The organism is Ureibacillus manganicus DSM 26584 (assembly GCF_000772945.1).
Classification (GTDB): Bacteria; Bacillota; Bacilli; order Bacillales_A; family Planococcaceae; genus Ureibacillus; species Ureibacillus manganicus.
Genome location: NZ_JPVN01000003.1, coordinates 160,179 through 177,639, shown reverse-complemented (window position 1 = coordinate 177,639; position 17,461 = coordinate 160,179). Strand labels below are relative to the sequence as shown.

The 17,461-nt window shown below is 36.1% G+C and carries 13 protein-coding genes; all 13 read right to left on the bottom strand.

Going from position 1 to position 17,461, the window contains the following annotated elements:
* Positions 1 to 53: 53 nt before the first annotated feature.
* On the bottom strand, positions 54 to 992 hold the full coding sequence (locus CD29_RS03545) for an alpha/beta hydrolase (RefSeq protein ID WP_081976130.1): 939 nt from the start codon (positions 990 to 992) through the stop codon (positions 54 to 56).
* A gap of 300 nt (positions 993 to 1,292) precedes the next feature.
* Positions 1,293 to 2,093, bottom strand: a complete 801-nt coding sequence (locus tag CD29_RS19550; RefSeq protein ID WP_052123981.1) for an IclR family transcriptional regulator — start codon at positions 2,091 to 2,093, stop codon at positions 1,293 to 1,295.
* A 347-nt stretch (positions 2,094 to 2,440) separates the two neighbouring features.
* Complete coding sequence (locus CD29_RS03535) at positions 2,441 to 3,139, bottom strand: alpha/beta fold hydrolase (protein ID WP_036182903.1); 699 nt, start codon at positions 3,137 to 3,139, stop codon at positions 2,441 to 2,443.
* A gap of 103 nt (positions 3,140 to 3,242) precedes the next feature.
* Positions 3,243 to 4,079: a BKACE family enzyme gene (locus tag CD29_RS03530; RefSeq protein WP_036182901.1), complete on the bottom strand. Its 837-nt coding sequence runs from the start codon at positions 4,077 to 4,079 to the stop codon at positions 3,243 to 3,245.
* Between the two features lie 117 nt (positions 4,080 to 4,196).
* Positions 4,197 to 5,684, bottom strand: coding sequence for a carotenoid oxygenase family protein (locus CD29_RS03525; RefSeq protein ID WP_036182899.1), 1,488 nt, complete (start codon positions 5,682 to 5,684; stop codon positions 4,197 to 4,199).
* Positions 5,685 to 5,774: 90 nt separating this feature from the next.
* Positions 5,775 to 6,779: a Bug family tripartite tricarboxylate transporter substrate binding protein gene (locus CD29_RS03520; protein WP_036182897.1), complete on the bottom strand. Its 1,005-nt coding sequence runs from the start codon at positions 6,777 to 6,779 to the stop codon at positions 5,775 to 5,777.
* Positions 6,780 to 6,847: 68 nt separating this feature from the next.
* A complete protein-coding gene (locus tag CD29_RS03515; protein ID WP_052123980.1) occupies positions 6,848 to 8,374 on the bottom strand; it encodes a tripartite tricarboxylate transporter permease in 1,527 nt (508 codons plus the stop codon).
* Between the two features lie 16 nt (positions 8,375 to 8,390).
* Positions 8,391 to 8,840: a tripartite tricarboxylate transporter TctB family protein gene (locus CD29_RS03510; RefSeq protein WP_036182895.1), complete on the bottom strand. Its 450-nt coding sequence runs from the start codon at positions 8,838 to 8,840 to the stop codon at positions 8,391 to 8,393.
* Positions 8,841 to 9,139: 299 nt separating this feature from the next.
* Positions 9,140 to 10,759: a chaperonin GroEL gene (gene groL / locus CD29_RS03505; protein WP_036182893.1), complete on the bottom strand. Its 1,620-nt coding sequence runs from the start codon at positions 10,757 to 10,759 to the stop codon at positions 9,140 to 9,142.
* 531 nt (positions 10,760 to 11,290) lie between these two features.
* Positions 11,291 to 12,592, bottom strand: coding sequence for a hypothetical protein (locus CD29_RS03500; protein ID WP_036182890.1), 1,302 nt, complete (start codon positions 12,590 to 12,592; stop codon positions 11,291 to 11,293).
* A gap of 401 nt (positions 12,593 to 12,993) precedes the next feature.
* Positions 12,994 to 14,538 (bottom strand): ABC transporter substrate-binding protein, encoded by a 1,545-nt coding sequence (locus CD29_RS03495; protein ID WP_036182888.1) that lies wholly within the window; start codon positions 14,536 to 14,538, stop codon positions 12,994 to 12,996.
* A gap of 15 nt (positions 14,539 to 14,553) precedes the next feature.
* Positions 14,554 to 15,771, bottom strand: a complete 1,218-nt coding sequence (locus tag CD29_RS03490) for a M20 metallopeptidase family protein (protein WP_052123979.1) — start codon at positions 15,769 to 15,771, stop codon at positions 14,554 to 14,556.
* Positions 15,772 to 15,775: 4 nt separating this feature from the next.
* A complete protein-coding gene (locus CD29_RS03485; protein ID WP_036182886.1) occupies positions 15,776 to 17,149 on the bottom strand; it encodes a M20/M25/M40 family metallo-hydrolase in 1,374 nt (457 codons plus the stop codon).
* Between the last annotated feature and the right edge of the window lie 312 nt (positions 17,150 to 17,461).

Here is a 17,461-nt window from a genome sequence, read left to right as displayed (position 1 = left end):
GCCCTTGTAAATTTAAATACTAATTGTTTCACTAATGTCAAATCAATATTATTTTACTGTAAGTGCTTTGTAAACCACTCAATCGCTTCCTTGCTGGCAATATCGAATTTCTTTATATACGGATCAAAATGACCACCCTGAATTAGTACTAACTTCTTCGGTTCCAGAGCTGCTTCATAGGCATTTAAAGCGAGATCCGTTGGTGTTACGTTATCATCAGTTCCCACCAATAATAACAGTGGTTTCGGACTTACAAGGGAAATAAATGTACCTGGATTGTAAGTTCGCGAATATTCAATGGAACGTAACGTCACTTCATTTGTCCAATTTGGAGATTTTTCCCCAGATGTCAAATACCATTCTAATGCTTCAGCGGTTCCATATACTGGATTATCCTCAATATTATTTGAGACTAGAGTCCTTTTTATCGGTTGCTTCCCAAGCATTCGATTAACTCGATCCTGTCTAAATTCCTCGTAAAGAGTTTCGACTTTTTCAGCAGGAACTCTGCGTAAAGAACTTTCACTACCACTGATAGTCGGAACTTGTGATACCACACACTTCACACGATGATCTGATGCACCAACAACAAGCACATGTCCTCCACTGTAGCTCGTTCCCCAAACCCCAATTTTTTCTGTATCAACTTCAGCTAATGTCGTGGCAAATGTAATGGCATGTTTGTATTCTTCTATTTGTCTCCAAGGATTAATTTCCCCTCGAGGTTGCCCATCACTATCTCCAAAATTACTATAATCAAATAAAATTGAAGCAAAGCCATTTACTGCAAAAGTTTGCGCAAAACGATCCAAGTGCATCTCCTTCAAAGAACCGAATCCATGTGCCATTATTATAGTAGGAAATCTCAATTCATTCGTATTTGGTAAATAGAACCATCCACGAAGAATCGTCCCCTCTGCATTAAATTCAATATTTCTTCGAATATATTTCCCTTCTACAAGCTCACATTCTTTCTTCTCTGTTTCTTTCATAATACTTCGCTCCTTTATTACTCTATAATTGCTTGCAAATATTCTTATGCATATAAATCTTTTGTTTGATTAAGGCAATTCAGTAAATGTCCTGTTACTAGTAATTTGAGAAATGAAGTTGAGATTTCTTTACATTCAGTTTACCACAATTTCATATATGAAATCCATTTTTATATACAGAAATAACTAATTTACTTCCAGTTTTTTGATACAAAAATAACAGACTGTATTTGGTAATCTCGTTATTATTAAAAAAAGTTCTACCCCGGCACTGGGCAAAACTTTCTATCTAATATTTGGTTATACAAGTGTAGAAATGGCTTCTGTAATTTCTTGAGCAACTTTTTTCATAATACTTTTAAGATCTTCTACGTTGATCTCTCCGATTATAGACTTTGGTATATATGTACCAAGGCCTAACACAATTTCACCATTGCTATCAAAAATTGGACATGCAAATGCTGAAATTCCAAGAGAATATTCTTCGTGACTTTCTGCAATAAGTTCTCCACGAATTTTTTGAGTTTGATTCTTCAACTCTTCCAATGTCAAAAGTGAATTTTTTGTGTATTGAGGTAGTTGATTATCTACAATTAGTTTTTTAAGTACTTCTTCCGCTTCCTTATCAGGTAAAAATGCATAAAAACATTTCCCAAGAGCTCCCGCTGTTATTGGGAAAGAGTCTCCCATTGAAACCGTCAATCGTACTTTTAATGATGGTTCTTCTTTTGCCACATACATTAAACTCGTTTCACGGATTCGCTTCACTAGAACAAAAGTAAATCCCGTTTTCACAAGTTCCTTTAAATAAACGCTTGCAACTTGAATATAATCATTTACTTCTTTCGCTCTATTGCCAAGTGCAATTAGCGGAGCTCCTAGCGAATAAGTTTTCGCCCCCGGCTCAAATACAACATAGCTTTTTTCTTCCAACGTTCTCAAAATTCGTAAGCAAGTACTTGTATTAATCGAAGTAGCACTTGAAATTTCCGTAAGAGTAGCTGAATGATATTCTTGCTTTGCTAATAATTCCAATATTTTCAAAGAAGAATCCAATGCGGGTACTAAGCTTGCTTTCTTTTCTGTATTCCGAATTACCATTTGGTGCACCTCTTTCCATATTTCAATTAATTTAACCTTACCAATAAATTGAATTAGAATAATAATTGAATTATATACAAACTGGTTAATTAAATACAGTTATAGGAAAATATATTCCAAACTCATATTCTTACTCACTATGATTTTTAGAATAGCAAAGTTTTATAAAAGTAAAATCAAATTCTATGTAAGCAGATTGTTCAAAGCTCCTTCTTAATAAACTGTTACCAATCTGCTAAAATGCATTTGTACACTTTCTATAGAGAAAAAGCCGTGACGAGAAAGAAATAAAATGATCCTCGACTCCGGCTATAATTTGTGCAGTTTACACGTAATCAATCTTCCACTTATTCTAGCCAAGAAGTAATTATTTTTGCTAATTCCTTAGGTTGTTCAAGTGGAATTAAATGACCACTTTGGTCTACTGTTTCAAAACGTGCGTTGTTAGCAAATTTAGTCATTTCTTTCGTTTTTTCCAATGGTATCACAACGTCTCTTTCACTCGCCACAAACAAATAAGGAATATCATTTTGTTTAATGACATGATGACGGTCTACACGTTCCATTAACGCTGTTGTGTGTGCAATATATCGTTCTGCACCATAGTCTTTCACCATTTGTTTTCTTACTTCTTGAATATCAAGATTTTCTAAACTATTAGGGTGAAAAGTACGCCCTACCCCAGCAGATACCATTTCTTCATATTCCAATAATGCTCGAGAAATCGATTGTTTTCTGAGTTTTCTACCTTCCTCGGATTCACCTTCCGCACTTGTACCGATTAAACACAGTCCTGTAATTCGTTCAGGTGCTTTTTCAAGCATTGAAAGTGCTAAAAAGCCACCGAAAGAAAAACCTACCAGATGGAATTTTTCAGGAAGTTCATTTAATACTGTATCTGTTAATTCATCCATATTGCTAATCGCTGGCACAGTGATTGGATAATAGTTATAAGATGTTGGTAATTCCTCAATTACTGCGTCCCAAATTTCTTTCGTATTGTTCAAGCCAGGAATTAGTACCAGGTTATTTACATCAATTGTCAATAAGGATAACCTCATTTCATTTCCAATTTTGAAATTCTATTTCCACATAAGTTCTTTTCGTATATTTTTTTACCGTGTTATTACTTCCTCTAAACTGATATTACTAAATAATCGATCCTTGTTTTTGCTCAAGTTTCATAATTTTTCTCGCTTCAGCTGCTGTCGCAACATCACGTCCGAACTCATAAGAAACGTTTTTAATACGTTCGACAAATTCAGCATTTGTTTTCGCAAGTACACCTGGACGAATATAAACGTGATCTTCCATACCTACTCGAACATCTCCACCAAGTCCAATCGTTAAAGTGTTCATTGAAAATTGATTTTCAAATGCTACGCAACCCCAACTTGCTCCCGGTGGTAATGCATCTAAGAAATAAAGAAGACTTTTAGGTGTTGCAGGCATTCCGCCATCAGCACCAAGGACGATTTGGAAATGTAAATCCCCTGTAATTAATCCTTCGTTAACAAGTTTCATAGCATTTGTAATCATTCCTGGATGGAAAACTTCAATTTCTGGTTTAATATTGTATTTTTGCATTTCTGAAGCTAATTTCCTTAAAAACTGTGGGGAGTTCATAAAAACGATATTCCGTAGATTCAATGAGCCTGTATCTAATGATGCAAAGTCTGGAGACAACTCACAAAATGCTAATCTTTCTTCATCAGACAAACCATGCTTACCAGCTGATGTTAAACTGATAATGAGTTCGTCACCACATTTATCTTTCACTCTCTCAACGGTTTCACGGTATAAATTCACATCCATTGAAGGAGATCCATCAGCTTCCCGAACATGCAAGTGTGCGATTGCTGCACCCGCCTTCCATGCTAGGTAAACTTCATCCGCAATTTCTTTTGGTGTTAGAGGTACGTAAGGTGTATCCTTTCGAGTTGTATTTGTTCCAGTTGGCGCAACTGTAATAATTAGTTTTTCCATTTCTATCTCTCCATCCATAGTTTTTTAAGAAGCAGACTTTCAATTGATTTTCAATTCAACTACAGGCTGGGACATGAGTGGAAACTCGCTTTTTTCCCAGCTTCTTTTAGGAATCTATTAAACTCTTTCTCCCTTAATTCGGTCAGCTGCTACCCAACAAGCATGTGCCCCTACAGGGATTCGTTCTGGTAAAATGATTCGTGCTACTGGACCTCTTGAAAAATCCTGTGCATCTAAAATGAGACATTCAGAGCGATTTTCATTCATATCCGTTACTAGTGTTATTAAATAACCATCGTCTTCCTCTTTAGCATTATCTCTCAGTGCAAATTGAGGTTCGCTACCAACACGCCCTTCACCATACTCATAACGTTGGGATGTACCATCAAGTAGATCATATTTTTTCAAACCACTTAGCCACCAAGCTTTTGAGTTATCAAATGTTGAATTATAACTGTATCGATATTTCTTCCCTACAATCTCATTATTAACGACTGGAAATTCTGTCACTTCATCATCCAAAAATTCTTCTTTCGTTTTACCAGTTTTCAAGTTGAATCTCCAACGATACATACGGTATTGCGTTGCATTTTGGTTGAATTGGCTTTTGATTTTATCAATTGCATCTTTTCCTTGCTTGCCGACTGCCGGTTTACGTGGATTAAACGTCACGCAACCTTCCATGATAATCTCATCACCATTTTCGTAGCTGTTTGACAAGTGGAGAATGAAACACGGTTTAGCTTCGAACCATCTAACCTGATTACTATCACCGTATCTTGGGATAATACCAAAACGAGCAGGCATATCTTCAAAGAATGTTACTTTTCGTTCACCTTTTGCTAACAGCTCCGGATCAAAGATAAATGGTAAGTCATGAAGGATTGAGTAATTTTTCGTAATTCCAAGATCATGTGGCCAACGTACTCCCGGTAAATCAATTGGAACATAATGCTTTAAATTATTATTCGAATCAACTACACCATAGTTCATATAAGGATACGTTTCACTAAAATTGAAGAACATCATTTCCCCTGTGTCATAATCTACCTTGAAGTGAGAGCAAACACCTGCTGGAGCAACCTTAGTATTCCATGTATCTGTTTCAACTGTTTCCAATGTAATTGGATCCAAGCGATTTGCTTCACTACATTGAGACATTGTTGCCAATAACTTCCCAGCGTGAGCAATGATATCTGTTCCTGCATTATCTTTCATCGTTCCCATGCTTCCCCAACCTTGACGAGTTGCCAAATGTGGCTCAAGCATTCCTGGCCATAATGATTTTCCAGCAGCTTGCTCGGCAAGAAAACCAGTTGTACGAACAAATCGGTTACGATAAGTTGCTTTTCCATTTTCAAAATGAACACCGTGAACCATTCCATCACCGTCAAAAATATGGAACACTCCCATTGGTTCATGTACTTGGTTATGACCATTACGTACATATATTCCATTCAAATCTTTTGGAATTTCACCAATTACCTCAAGACTTTCAGAAGTAGCCGTATATTCTTTTCCAATTGGCTGAAAGTGATCTTTCAAAAATGGGTTTGGGTTATCTTCTTTAATCGTTAATTTTACTTCATTAACAATTTCTATCATTCAATTTCCCTCCGATACATATTTTATTAATTAATAACCTCTCATCATCAATTCCTATGTTTTCAGCAATAATTTCTTGCCTTATTCAAATTATTGAATTAACCCTAGATTCTTTAATAATTCTCCGGCAAGATTAAACGTACGTGTCGCTTCTTCCTGAGATTCTTTAGCTCCTAAATAAGTTATGTTTGTGTTTATATTTTTTGTAAACTCTATAAACTCTGGATCTTGAGTAGCTTTATGGAATGCTTCATTTAAAATGACTATTTCTTCAGCAGGAATGTTTTTCGGTGCAAACAACATTGAAAAAGCTTCAATGCCTGACTCCAGCTCATAATCTTTCAAAGTAGAAGCTGTTTCATACTCGGAATCATCCTGTGAAAATACGAATAGAGCTTTTAATGTTCCTGCTTTTATATGCTCTTTCGCATCACTAGGCATTACGACTGCACCTTCAATATTGCCCCCTAACAAAGCAGTAATTCCTTGTGCCCCACCTTCATAAGGTACATTTTTAAATTCAAAATCCAATGCATTCGAAACTGCTACCATATTTAAGTTTGAAATACTACCAGCACCAGTTGTTGCATAGTTGAAAGCCCCTGGATTTTCTTTTGCATAAGTAACCAATTCATCAAATGTATTCCACGGAGCATCCGCTCGAACAACGAGCATTGGAACTGAAGCGGAAAGTTTCATAATTGGCTGAAAACTGTCATGAGTAAAAGGTGCATCGCCAAAATGTGGTAGGACACTTACGTGAGAAACGGTACCATAACCAAGCGAATAGCCATCCGGTTTTGCATTCATCAATTGGGTCATACCAACTATTCCTCCACCGCCCTCTACATTTTCCACCACTACTGCTTTATTGTTTGGAAGATGTTTTTCAGTAAGCTTTGCTAGGAGGCGAGCAACACTATCATTCACAGACCCTGGAGCAAATGGAACCATTAGAGTAATTGACTTTTCCGGAAATTTAGAATCACCCGCTTCTTTTGAAGAATTATTTGTGGCATTACCGGCAGAATCTGAACATGCAGCTAAAACGACAAGTAACAATGAAAACAACATAAATACTATTGACTTTTTCAAATTAAATCCCCCTTTAATTTACAATCTCTAAATATATTTCTATAATGAAACAAGTTCATTAAATAGAATCAGTTATCACTGACTACTTCTGAGCTTGGTACATCCTCTTTAACTTTTTTGTTACGGTTCTTTAATTTTCCAAAAAGCGGTGACATTAACATCAAGATAATTATGATTAGTAAAGCGAGTGAAAACGGTCTCGTTATAAATGGCATATAACTTCCATCTGAGATTAGTAATGTTCTTCGTAAACTTTTTTCAATTATAGGACTTAAAACGAATGCCATAACGAATGCGGCCATCGAAAAACGGGCTATAATGAAGAAAAATGAAATAATACCTAACAATAAAGCGAACCATAAATCAAAATACTTCATAGATGCAGAAAAACCACCAACTAAAGCAATGACATAAACAATTGGCATTAGAAAACTATTCGGTACAACAAGCATTCTAGCAAAAAGTGGTGTACATATACGACCAACAATGTACATTGCGATTGTTGTCAATAAGAAACCGTAAAGAATGCCATAAGTCAATGTCGAATCACTCGCAAATATACGTGGTCCTGGTTGAATTCCATGAATTATAAATGCACTCATGACTACAGCAATCCCTACTGATCCTGGAATTCCTAGAGCGAACAATGGGATTAATGCCCCGCCCACAGACGCGTTGTTTGCCGCTTCTGGTGCAGCAATCCCTTCAGGATTTCCTTTACCAAATGATTCAGGATCTTTAGATAGTTTTTTTGCTCCAATATAGGCAAACCAAGAAGCAGCGACTGCTCCTAATCCAGGTAATATTCCTGCAATGGTTCCGATTGCTGAACCAAAACCGATTGGCTTTGCAACACCTCTCATTTCTTTTGCGTTAAGTTTGGTTGACATACCACTGTTATTTGATGCGAAACGAGTATGTAAGTCATCCTTAATCACCCGTAATATTTCTGGAATGGCAAACATTCCAATAAGCATCGCTACTATTCCAATTCCTTCCATTAGGTCTAATTGCCCCATTGTAAAACGCGGATTCCCAGTAAACATGTCCATACCAATAGTTCCAGCCATCAATCCGAAAACTACCGATATTAAACTTTTTGTCATCGTTCCCTTAACACTAATAGAAGCAACAGCTATAAGTCCCATTACACCTAGTAAGAAAAATTCTGGATCCGATAACATGAGTGCAAATTCGGCAAATGGTTGTGTAAGAAAAATTAAACTTAAAGCACCAACAATTCCCCCTATTGTTGAAGCATTTAAAGAATAGCCAAGAGCTTTACCTGGTGATACTTTACGAGCAAGCGGTAAACCATCTTGCAAAGTTGCTGCAGCTGCTGGTGTTCCTGGAATCCCAAGTGTGACAGAAGAAATGGACCCTCCATATTCTGCTGCTTGATAGGCAGCTAGTAGTAACAACACTGCACTAACTGGTGTCATCGAATATGTGAAAGGTAATAGGAAGACAATAGCCATTGTTGCACCCAATCCTGGCATAGCACCGATAACCAATCCAACAATCGTTCCTACTAAAATTGCTGTCATATTTGTTAGTGTAAATAATGTTGTAAAATCAAAATCCAAAAATCCCATCTGGTCCCCCCCTTATCTAAAATTGAATTTGTAACATCTTTTCAAAAAATATATAAATACCAATGAGAACAATTGATGTACTCATCAGACTCAAAAACAAGATTTTCTTCGACTTCCGATTAGGTTGGAACAAATAAATTAGTGTAAATAAGAATATGAAAGTTGAAATATAGAAAGTTTGGAATTGAATCCAAGTAAAAATGTAAAAAAACGTTAAAATAACTGTAAGTACAACCATCTTCGCATTCCCTAATTCAAATTTTTCAACGGTTTTCTCTCTGATAGTTTGAATAATACTTACTAGAGTCAATCCAATGAGAGCAATCGCAAGTAATTTAGGAAAATATCCAGCTCCTATATCATCCGAATTCGAAACGACTCTCAAACTATCAGCTGAACGATAATAAAACACCCCCATAACTAAAGTACAAGTTAAAAGAATAAGTGTAAGTGATCTCATATTCATCGATGTCCCCCTAATCAATTTAAGTTAAAATGTTTTTTGTTATATATAAAAACGTTTTCCATATATGTAATTATAGTGTTTTATTTTTATAATTGTCAATATATTTTTTATTATCAGAAAATTTTTGACTAAACTATAGAATTGTTATTCTTCTAACTAATTTAGAGATAACTACTAACTCTGGAGACAGTTTCTGCGCCTTACATCGACGACAAATTATAAATATATGAATTAATAAAACAAAAGAAGGACCAGGTAAAAACCACACCCGGTCCTTGTTTATTTCTTATTTTCAATTTTTAATGGTGGTGATGCATACCACCCATTGCGTCTTCTTCATCTTCTCCAGGAATGATTGAAATTACAGCTTCTGTCGTCAGGAACATACCTGCAATAGACGCGGCATGTTGCAATGCACACCTTGTCACTTTAGCCGGATCGACTATACCAGCATCAATCATATTGACCCATTCACTTTTTTCAGCATCAAAACCGATTCCTACTTCTTCTTTTTTCAATCTTTCAACGACAATAGAACCTTCCAACCCAGCATTTTCTACAATCTGTCTTACAGGTTCTTCAAGTGCACGTAATATAATCTTAACGCCCGTTTGTTCTTCCCCATCTACACCTGATAGTAACTTTTCCACATCAGAATACACATTTAACAATGCCGTACCTCCACCAGAAACGACACCTTCTTCGATTGCGGCGCGTGTGGCATTGAGAGCATCTTCAATACGAAGTTTCTTTTCTTGTAATTCCGTTTCAGTATGTGCTCCTACTTTTATAATTGCAACGCCACCCGCTAATTTTGCAAGTCGTTCATGAAGCTTATCTTTTTCATATTGATATAATTCAGTTGCAATTTGTGCACGTAAGTTTTGAACACGTATTTTGATAGATTCTTTATTACCCGCACCATCAATAATGGTCGTATGATCTTTTGCAACTACTATTTTACCAGCTCTTCCAAGCTGTTCTAGTTTAGTAGTTTTTAAATCCAATCCAAGATTTTCAGTAATCAATTGTCCGCCTGTCAACACCGCAATATCTTCTAACATCGCTTTTCTCTGTATTCCAAAACCAGGAGCTTTAATGGCAACAGCGTGGAAAGTACCGCGCATTCTATTCACGACTAAAGTAGCAAGTGCATCCCCTTCAATATCATCCGCAATAATGACAAGCTGTTTATTTTGTCGCATAATCTCTTCTAGCAACGGTAATATGTCTTGAACAGATTGAACTTTATAATCAGTTATTAAAATATATGGATTATCTAATACCGCTTCCATCCGCTCATGATCTGTCACCATATAGGAAGATAAGTAACCACGGTCGAACTGCATTCCGTCTACAACGTCAAGCTCTGTTATAAATCCCCTTGATTCCTCTATTGTGATAACGCCATCATTCCCTATTCTCTCCATTGCTTCTGCTATTAAATTTCCAATCTCATAATCACCAGAAGAAATCGTAGCTACTTGAGCAATTGACTGATTCCCTTCGACTTTTTTCGCAATTGTTTGTAATTTTAAGACCGCAGCTGTTACACCTTTTTCCATTCCTTTACGAATACCAACCGGATTCGCACCAGCTGTTACATTTTTCAACCCTTCTTGAATCATCGCTTGTGCCAAAACCGTCGCTGTTGTCGTACCATCTCCGGCAAGTTCATTCGTTTTTGCAGCAACTTCAGCAACAAGCTGTGCCCCAATATTTTCAACAGGATCAGCCAACTCCACTTCACTTGCAATTGTTACACCGTCATTTGTAATAAGTGGACCACCGACTTTACGCTCAATGACAACATTTCGCCCTTTTGGACCCAATGTCACTTTAACAGTATCAGCTAATTTATTAACACCTACTAGCATTGCTCTCCTAGCTTCTTCATTAAAATAGATTTCTTTTGCCATAATTACGTATACCCCCTATTGCTTCTTTTTATCATGAATGGATTATGAAATGATAGTTGCCATAAAGACGAAAAATTTTCGAATGGAAATTAAAATAATTATTAAGTTCCCCTTATTTTTTCATAATTAGGGCAGTACTTTCATTTGTTTTCTACTAAACTACTTCGTATTATCAGTTTTTAATTGTTTAATAAACAATCAATATATTTTCGGACCTTTCCCTTATAAGGAATTTCATTCCGTATTTAAAATATACAAACAGCTTATAAAATTGTCAATCTTGGGAAAATTCTGTTTTTTTTAAAAAATACTTACTTCTAGCTTTCTCTTTCGGATTTTTCAAGATAGAAAAATACGCCAAACCTCTGAGATTATCAAAGTTTTGCAGTTTAATGAAAACGCCAAAACCCTTATTTAGCAAGGGTCTTGACGTTGACAGGGGAAAGTCCTATTTAGTTTACTAAAAATTACTTCGAACTTATTAGAAATTCCCACTTTATCTGAGCCTTTATACCATCATCAAACCAATCTTTAAATTATAGCTGAATTTATCTCCGTTACGATCGTATAAATCTTCTTCGGCCTTCCTCGTTTTCCTAATGGTTCCTCATCCACTGATTCTAGAAGTCCCATTTTTTCTAAATCACTTAAAATACGTCGTGTGTTGCGGTCTGTATTTTTTAATAGATTCGTGATTAGATCGCTTCCGAATTGGTTTATTTGCTTTAATTTTATATATCGATAGATTTTCAATGGAATAGTAGCATTATAGTTATGCTTTTTAAATGTTTCCTGCCAAAGTTCAGGAAGTGTATCGGAATTTATATCTCGATTCAATATATCCTGTAGTTTTTTATTTTCATCTATGTAGATCATGTTAGACCCTTCTCGCTGTTTACCTTCCTCACAAGCGAGATTTGAGTTCATTTTTGCCTCATAGACCGTATAACCAGAGCCAACTCCAATATTCATTTCTACATTTGTGGAAAGTTGGATTTCACGAATCGTTTGGAGTATTGATTCATCAATAAGCGATAATTCGAAATCGCCATGTGTCGTGTAGATATAAACGCGACCACTTTCTTTTCTTAAACTACCATTCAACTTTTCTGTTAGCTCTAATAATTCACGTTCTAGTTCTAGACTTTGTTTTTGTTTCTCATAAATCGTGTACTGTTGGTTATTTTCTAGTACATCAATACCAATAATCGTAACCTTTGAGTTTTCGTACAATTGCGACTGAGCTCTAGTAACCAATAAGTCTAGCTCTTTTTGAATAGCAAGTTCGGAAGGGACTAAACGGTAACAGGGTATGTTTCGTTTTGTAAGTTCTAAATAAACGGATAAAAAACCTGTAATAGCGACTTCAGAATTTCCTAATCGATGCTGCTCTACATGAAAAGCAACAATTTCTTCATACGATTTATCGTATTCATAAGAAGAAAAGGAAATTAAACAATCCTCCAGTGAAAATTCAGATAACAATTGTTGAACAATTTTTTTATCGATCGTATCTAAGCTGATTTTTGATACGAAATGACCTCTTTCCTTAATAATTTTTAGGAAAGTTCCAAGAAAACTAATACCATGAAGTGGTGGAAAACTTCCATCTTCTTCATTGATTATTTGATGTCTGATCGCATAATCATAGGGATACTGACCTGAGAATATCCATTGATCTACTTTTGTTTTATTTTCTCTTAATATGTTTGTTAGTTCATCATAATTGTCATAAGGAAAACCGATTAATTGAATCCTGTTGTCTTTAGATGCTACTTCTACTAACTTTTTTAATGAATCCACTGCCCCAATTGCACCAATTTTGATTTTCAACTTTACCTTACTCTCCTTTACTTTGCTATTTGCTTGTTTCTGTTTGTAAAGGGTGATGACAAACAAAGTGGTTGTAACATAAGTGAAAAGGCACAATCCATCATTCATTACGGATTGTACCTATTTGATATACAATCGTTCGTTTCCGATTCAGGCTTCGCTTTCCGCGGGGAAGCCATGAGCCTCCGGGAGCTAAAGCTCTCCGGGGTCTCATGACTGCTTCTACATCCCGCAGGACAAGGAATACTTCCTTGAACTTACATCGCAACGAGAAAATGCTTTAGCATTTTTGAGAGAGTCTCAGCCTGCCTCTCCAACGAACGACTTTCTTATATAGTGTTAGCAGATTTTTACCATACCCATACTGTCTTTTTATTGATAGTTTATCTTTTGTCCAAGCCTTATTTCAATGTAATTTCATCAACATATAACATTTCATTTAAAGCTGGGTTAAATTGAATACGGTCGCTAACTCCGTAAATAGAGTCCATTTGATATAAGTAGATGTACGGGCGATCTTCTGCAATCATTTCTTGTGCTTCCATGTATTGTTGTGCGCGCTCATCTAAGTTCATGTTTTTCTCAGCTTCTTGAAGGATACTCTCAACTTTTGGATTATTGTAATCCGTTTCTCCTGATGCTTTTTCAAACTTCAGACGGTCTAGGGCAAGCGAAGCATCAAACATAGAGTTTCCATAGGCAATCATGAAAATATCACCAAAAGATTTGCCTTGATATTTCTCGTTAAAGTTACTCCATTCTAAAAACTCAAGCTTAACTGTAATACCTACTTCAGCAAGCATCGCAGACATTAATTCTGCTGCTTCTTTATCTTTTAAATAACGTCCTGCTGGAGAAGACATTGTTACTGTTAACCCATCAGCATATCCAGCTTCTTTCAGTAGCTCACGTGCACGTTCCTTGTCATATAGGGAGACACCGTAAAGGCTTTCGTTTGCTCCAACATTTCCTGGCGTAACACGAGTTCTTGTTACAGTTCCCATACCTTGTAGTAGTGTATCTACAATGATTTTCTTATCGATCGCTAAATCAATTGCCTCACGTACTTTTGGATCAGCGGTTGGGCCATCGCCACCTGTACGAAGAGCTAATAGCATTACACGTTGTGTCGGACCTGTTACAACTGATACACCATCAGTAGAATCGATACGTTGGATGTCTGTAGGTGGAATATTCACCGCAATATCCACACCACCTGTTAAGACTTCAGATACACGTGTTGAATCTTCTGGAATTGAACGGAAGACAACTTCATCCCATTTTGGTGTTCTGCCAAAGTAATCTTCATTTTTCTCAAGGATGACACGGTCATCTTTTTTCCATTCTTTAAATTTGTATGGACCTGATCCAATTGGTTTTTGTAAAAATGTATCCCAACCATTTTCTTCAATATATTTCTTTGGTAAAATTCCTGAACCGATGCGAGAAATACGGTTTAAAAGTGCTGGTTCTGGATTTTCAGTTACAATATCAAATTCTAGTTCACTTTTTACAACTACTTCTTTAATTTGTTTATAACTACCATGTTCTAGCAATGTGTTGTCTTTTGCTGCACGTTCTAGGGAGAACTTTACATCCTCTGCTGTTAACGGGGAACCATCATGGAATTTTACCCCTTCTTTTAATTTAAATGTCCAAGTATTATCATCGATATTTTCAAAACTCTCAGCTAATACTCCTTCAAATCCATCTCCTGTATTTCTAACAAGATAGTCAAAAATATTAACGTGAATAGCTTCTGTACTAGTATTGTTGTGATTATGGATATCAAATGAAACCATATCTGTACCATTTGCAATTACCAAAGTCTTTTTTTCACTTTGTTGGTCAGTTTTCCCGTTATCAGATGTACCTTCACTACCGTTGCTACACGCTGATAGTACTAATAGTAAAACAGTTACCAAAATTAGATATGTCTTTTTCATCTATTATTCCCCCTTTTACTCATTTAAAAATTTGTAGGATAAAACGCTAAATAACGTCATGCCATATCGTATTGCTTCTTCATCAATATCAAACTTCGGATGATGAATTGAATAATCTGTTTCTTCACTAGATCTTGTACCTAATCTGAAGAATAAAGATGGGACGAGCTTTGAGTATTCTGCAAAATCCTCTCCACCCATTGAAGGAGTTACCCAATGCATTGAATCTTCACCGAACAGTTCAGTTACAAGTTCACTGAAATCATTCTTCGCATGCTCATCCGTACTCATTGAAGAAGTAACTCTTTGATAATCCAAATGTGCCTTTCCGCCAAAAGATTCTGCAATTCCTCTTGCGATTTTCTCCATCGATTCTGGTACTTGATCTCTAACATCCGGATCTAATGTGCGCACAGTTCCATTAATCGTTACTGAATTTGGCAATATATTTCCTTTTGTTCCCCCTACGATTTGGCCGAAACTTAAAACTACTGGCTTTAGAGGATCCACTTGCCTACTAACAATTTGCTGCATTGCAACTAATACTTGGGCAGAAATCATTACTGCGTCAATCGCTCTATGAGGATGCGCTGCATGTCCACCTTTTCCTTCTATTACAAGTTCAAAAATATCAACCGCTGCACAATCATATGTTGAATTTACTAATGAAAATTCACCTACATCAAGAATCGGCGCGACATGTAATCCAGCGAGCAAATCCATCTTAGGATTTACTAAAACCCCTTCATCAATCATTGCTTTTGCACCTTGGCCGATTTCCTCAGCTGGTTGGAATATTAGTTTTAATGTTCCTTTTTCAAGTCCAAGTTCACTAAAAACCTTTGCAACTCCTAATAGATTTGAAGTATGAACGTCGTGTCCGCAAGTGTGGGCAATACCTTCATTGATACTTTTATACGCAGCAGATATTTCATCATCCATCGGAAGGGCATCCATATCAGCTCTAAGCCCCATTACCTTACCTGGGTTTCTTCCTTTTAAAATACCAACAACACCTGTACCACCAACGCCTTCTTGTACCTCGTAACCCCATTCTCGTAAATAGTTTGCGACAATACTAGACGTTCGTTTTTCCTCAAATGATAGTTCTGGATGCTGTCTTAAATCTCTACGAATTTTAATAACAGTATCTAAGTTTTGTAAGATCGCTTTGTTTATTTCGGGATATTTTGTTTCTACCTTATGGAAAGCATCGTTTTGAGTTAGTTGCATGATTTCACTCAACTCCTTTACTTTTTAACTTTTGTTCGAATCGCACTATGAGGTCTGCCACTTGTTCAATATGTTTATAAAAGTCTTGTACACGAATGTTTTCATTTGGTGCATGATTTCTTGATGCGTAGTGACCCACACCAAAGGAGACAGATGGGATACCGTAACGCTGGCATAAATCATACATTGGCCCTGTTCCAGGTGTATTTGGCACAATATTTGGAGCCATTTCCTCGCTTGCAGTTACTGTTTCAATAACAGCTTCAACGATTGCTTCTGTTGGATGTGTTCTTGCTGCCTGAACACCAGACATATCTTTTATCTTAATATCTTGGAACCCTTGATTGTCTAAATGTTCTCGCAGTAGTTTTAAAATACGATTTGGATCTTGTCCTGGTACCAATCTAAAATCTATTTTTGCAAATGCATGATTTGGAAGTACTGTTTTTGATCCTTCCCCTGTATATCCGGAGTTGATCCCACATATGTTGCATGTTGGTTCAAATAAATGCTTCCTTTTTAAATCTAGTCCCGTTAAATCATTCACAAATTTAGAGATTCCAAGTTGCTCTTTATTTGCTTCTTCATCAAATAAATAACGAGAAAGAGATTCAATTTCTTCACTTGTTGGCTCTATTACGTCATCATAAAAACCTGGAATTAGAATTTTATCGTTTTGGTCTTTTAAACTAGTCAAGGCAAAGAGTAGTTTCCATGCAGGACTTTCTATAATTGTTGCGTTAGCTGAATGAAGGTCAGTATTTGCTCCTTCAGCTGAAAGTTCAACGTAAAGCATACCCTTTACTCCAAGTGAAACTTGCAGGCGATCATCAACATCACGATAGCCAAACTCCCAAACATTGCCATCAGATTGAATTTTATCTGCATGATTCTCTGCGAATTCTGCAAGGTTAATACTTCCGATTTCTTCTTCCCCTTCGAAAATAAACTTCACATTGATTGGAAGATTAGGATTTTGTTGCTTCATTGCATGTACAGCTGCAAGCCTTGCAATTAAATTCCCCTTATTATCAGCGATGCCTCTTGCATAAATTTTCCCATCGATTTCAGTCGCTTCAAAAGGTGGTGTATTCCATAACTCAATCGGATCTTCAGGTTGCACATCGTAGTGATTATAAAAACTAATCGTATAAGGTGAATCTGCCTCAATATGTGAATATGCAACTGGATATCCACTTGTTTCAATAAATTCAACCTTTTCATTTATATAAGTATCAAACAAATTTTGAAGAAACTTTTTACTGTCTTCCATACCTCTGTTTTGTGCTGCAACACTCGGAACTGCACAAAAATCAATGAGCCATTGTTTATAAAGGTCTCGATTTTCATAGATTATTTCTTTAATTGTTTTTCCCATTGTTGAATACCCCCCATTTTTGGAAAATTGCCAAAAATATTTCCTTAATGGTATCGAACTGGAAAATGATAGTCAAGTATTTTTCTAATTATTAGGAATTATTAGATAATATATATATTGAACAAATAGACATATTTACCACTATTTGCTGGAGATTGGTTTTATTGATAGATGGCGATTACAATTAGATTTATTTATAACTATGAACCTAGTATTATAAATTTCTCGCAATTGTTAATTGACTGATAATTGGAAATATACTAATATGCTATCTAAGTAATAAACGGGGTTATATTTTATTTCCTTAATTCG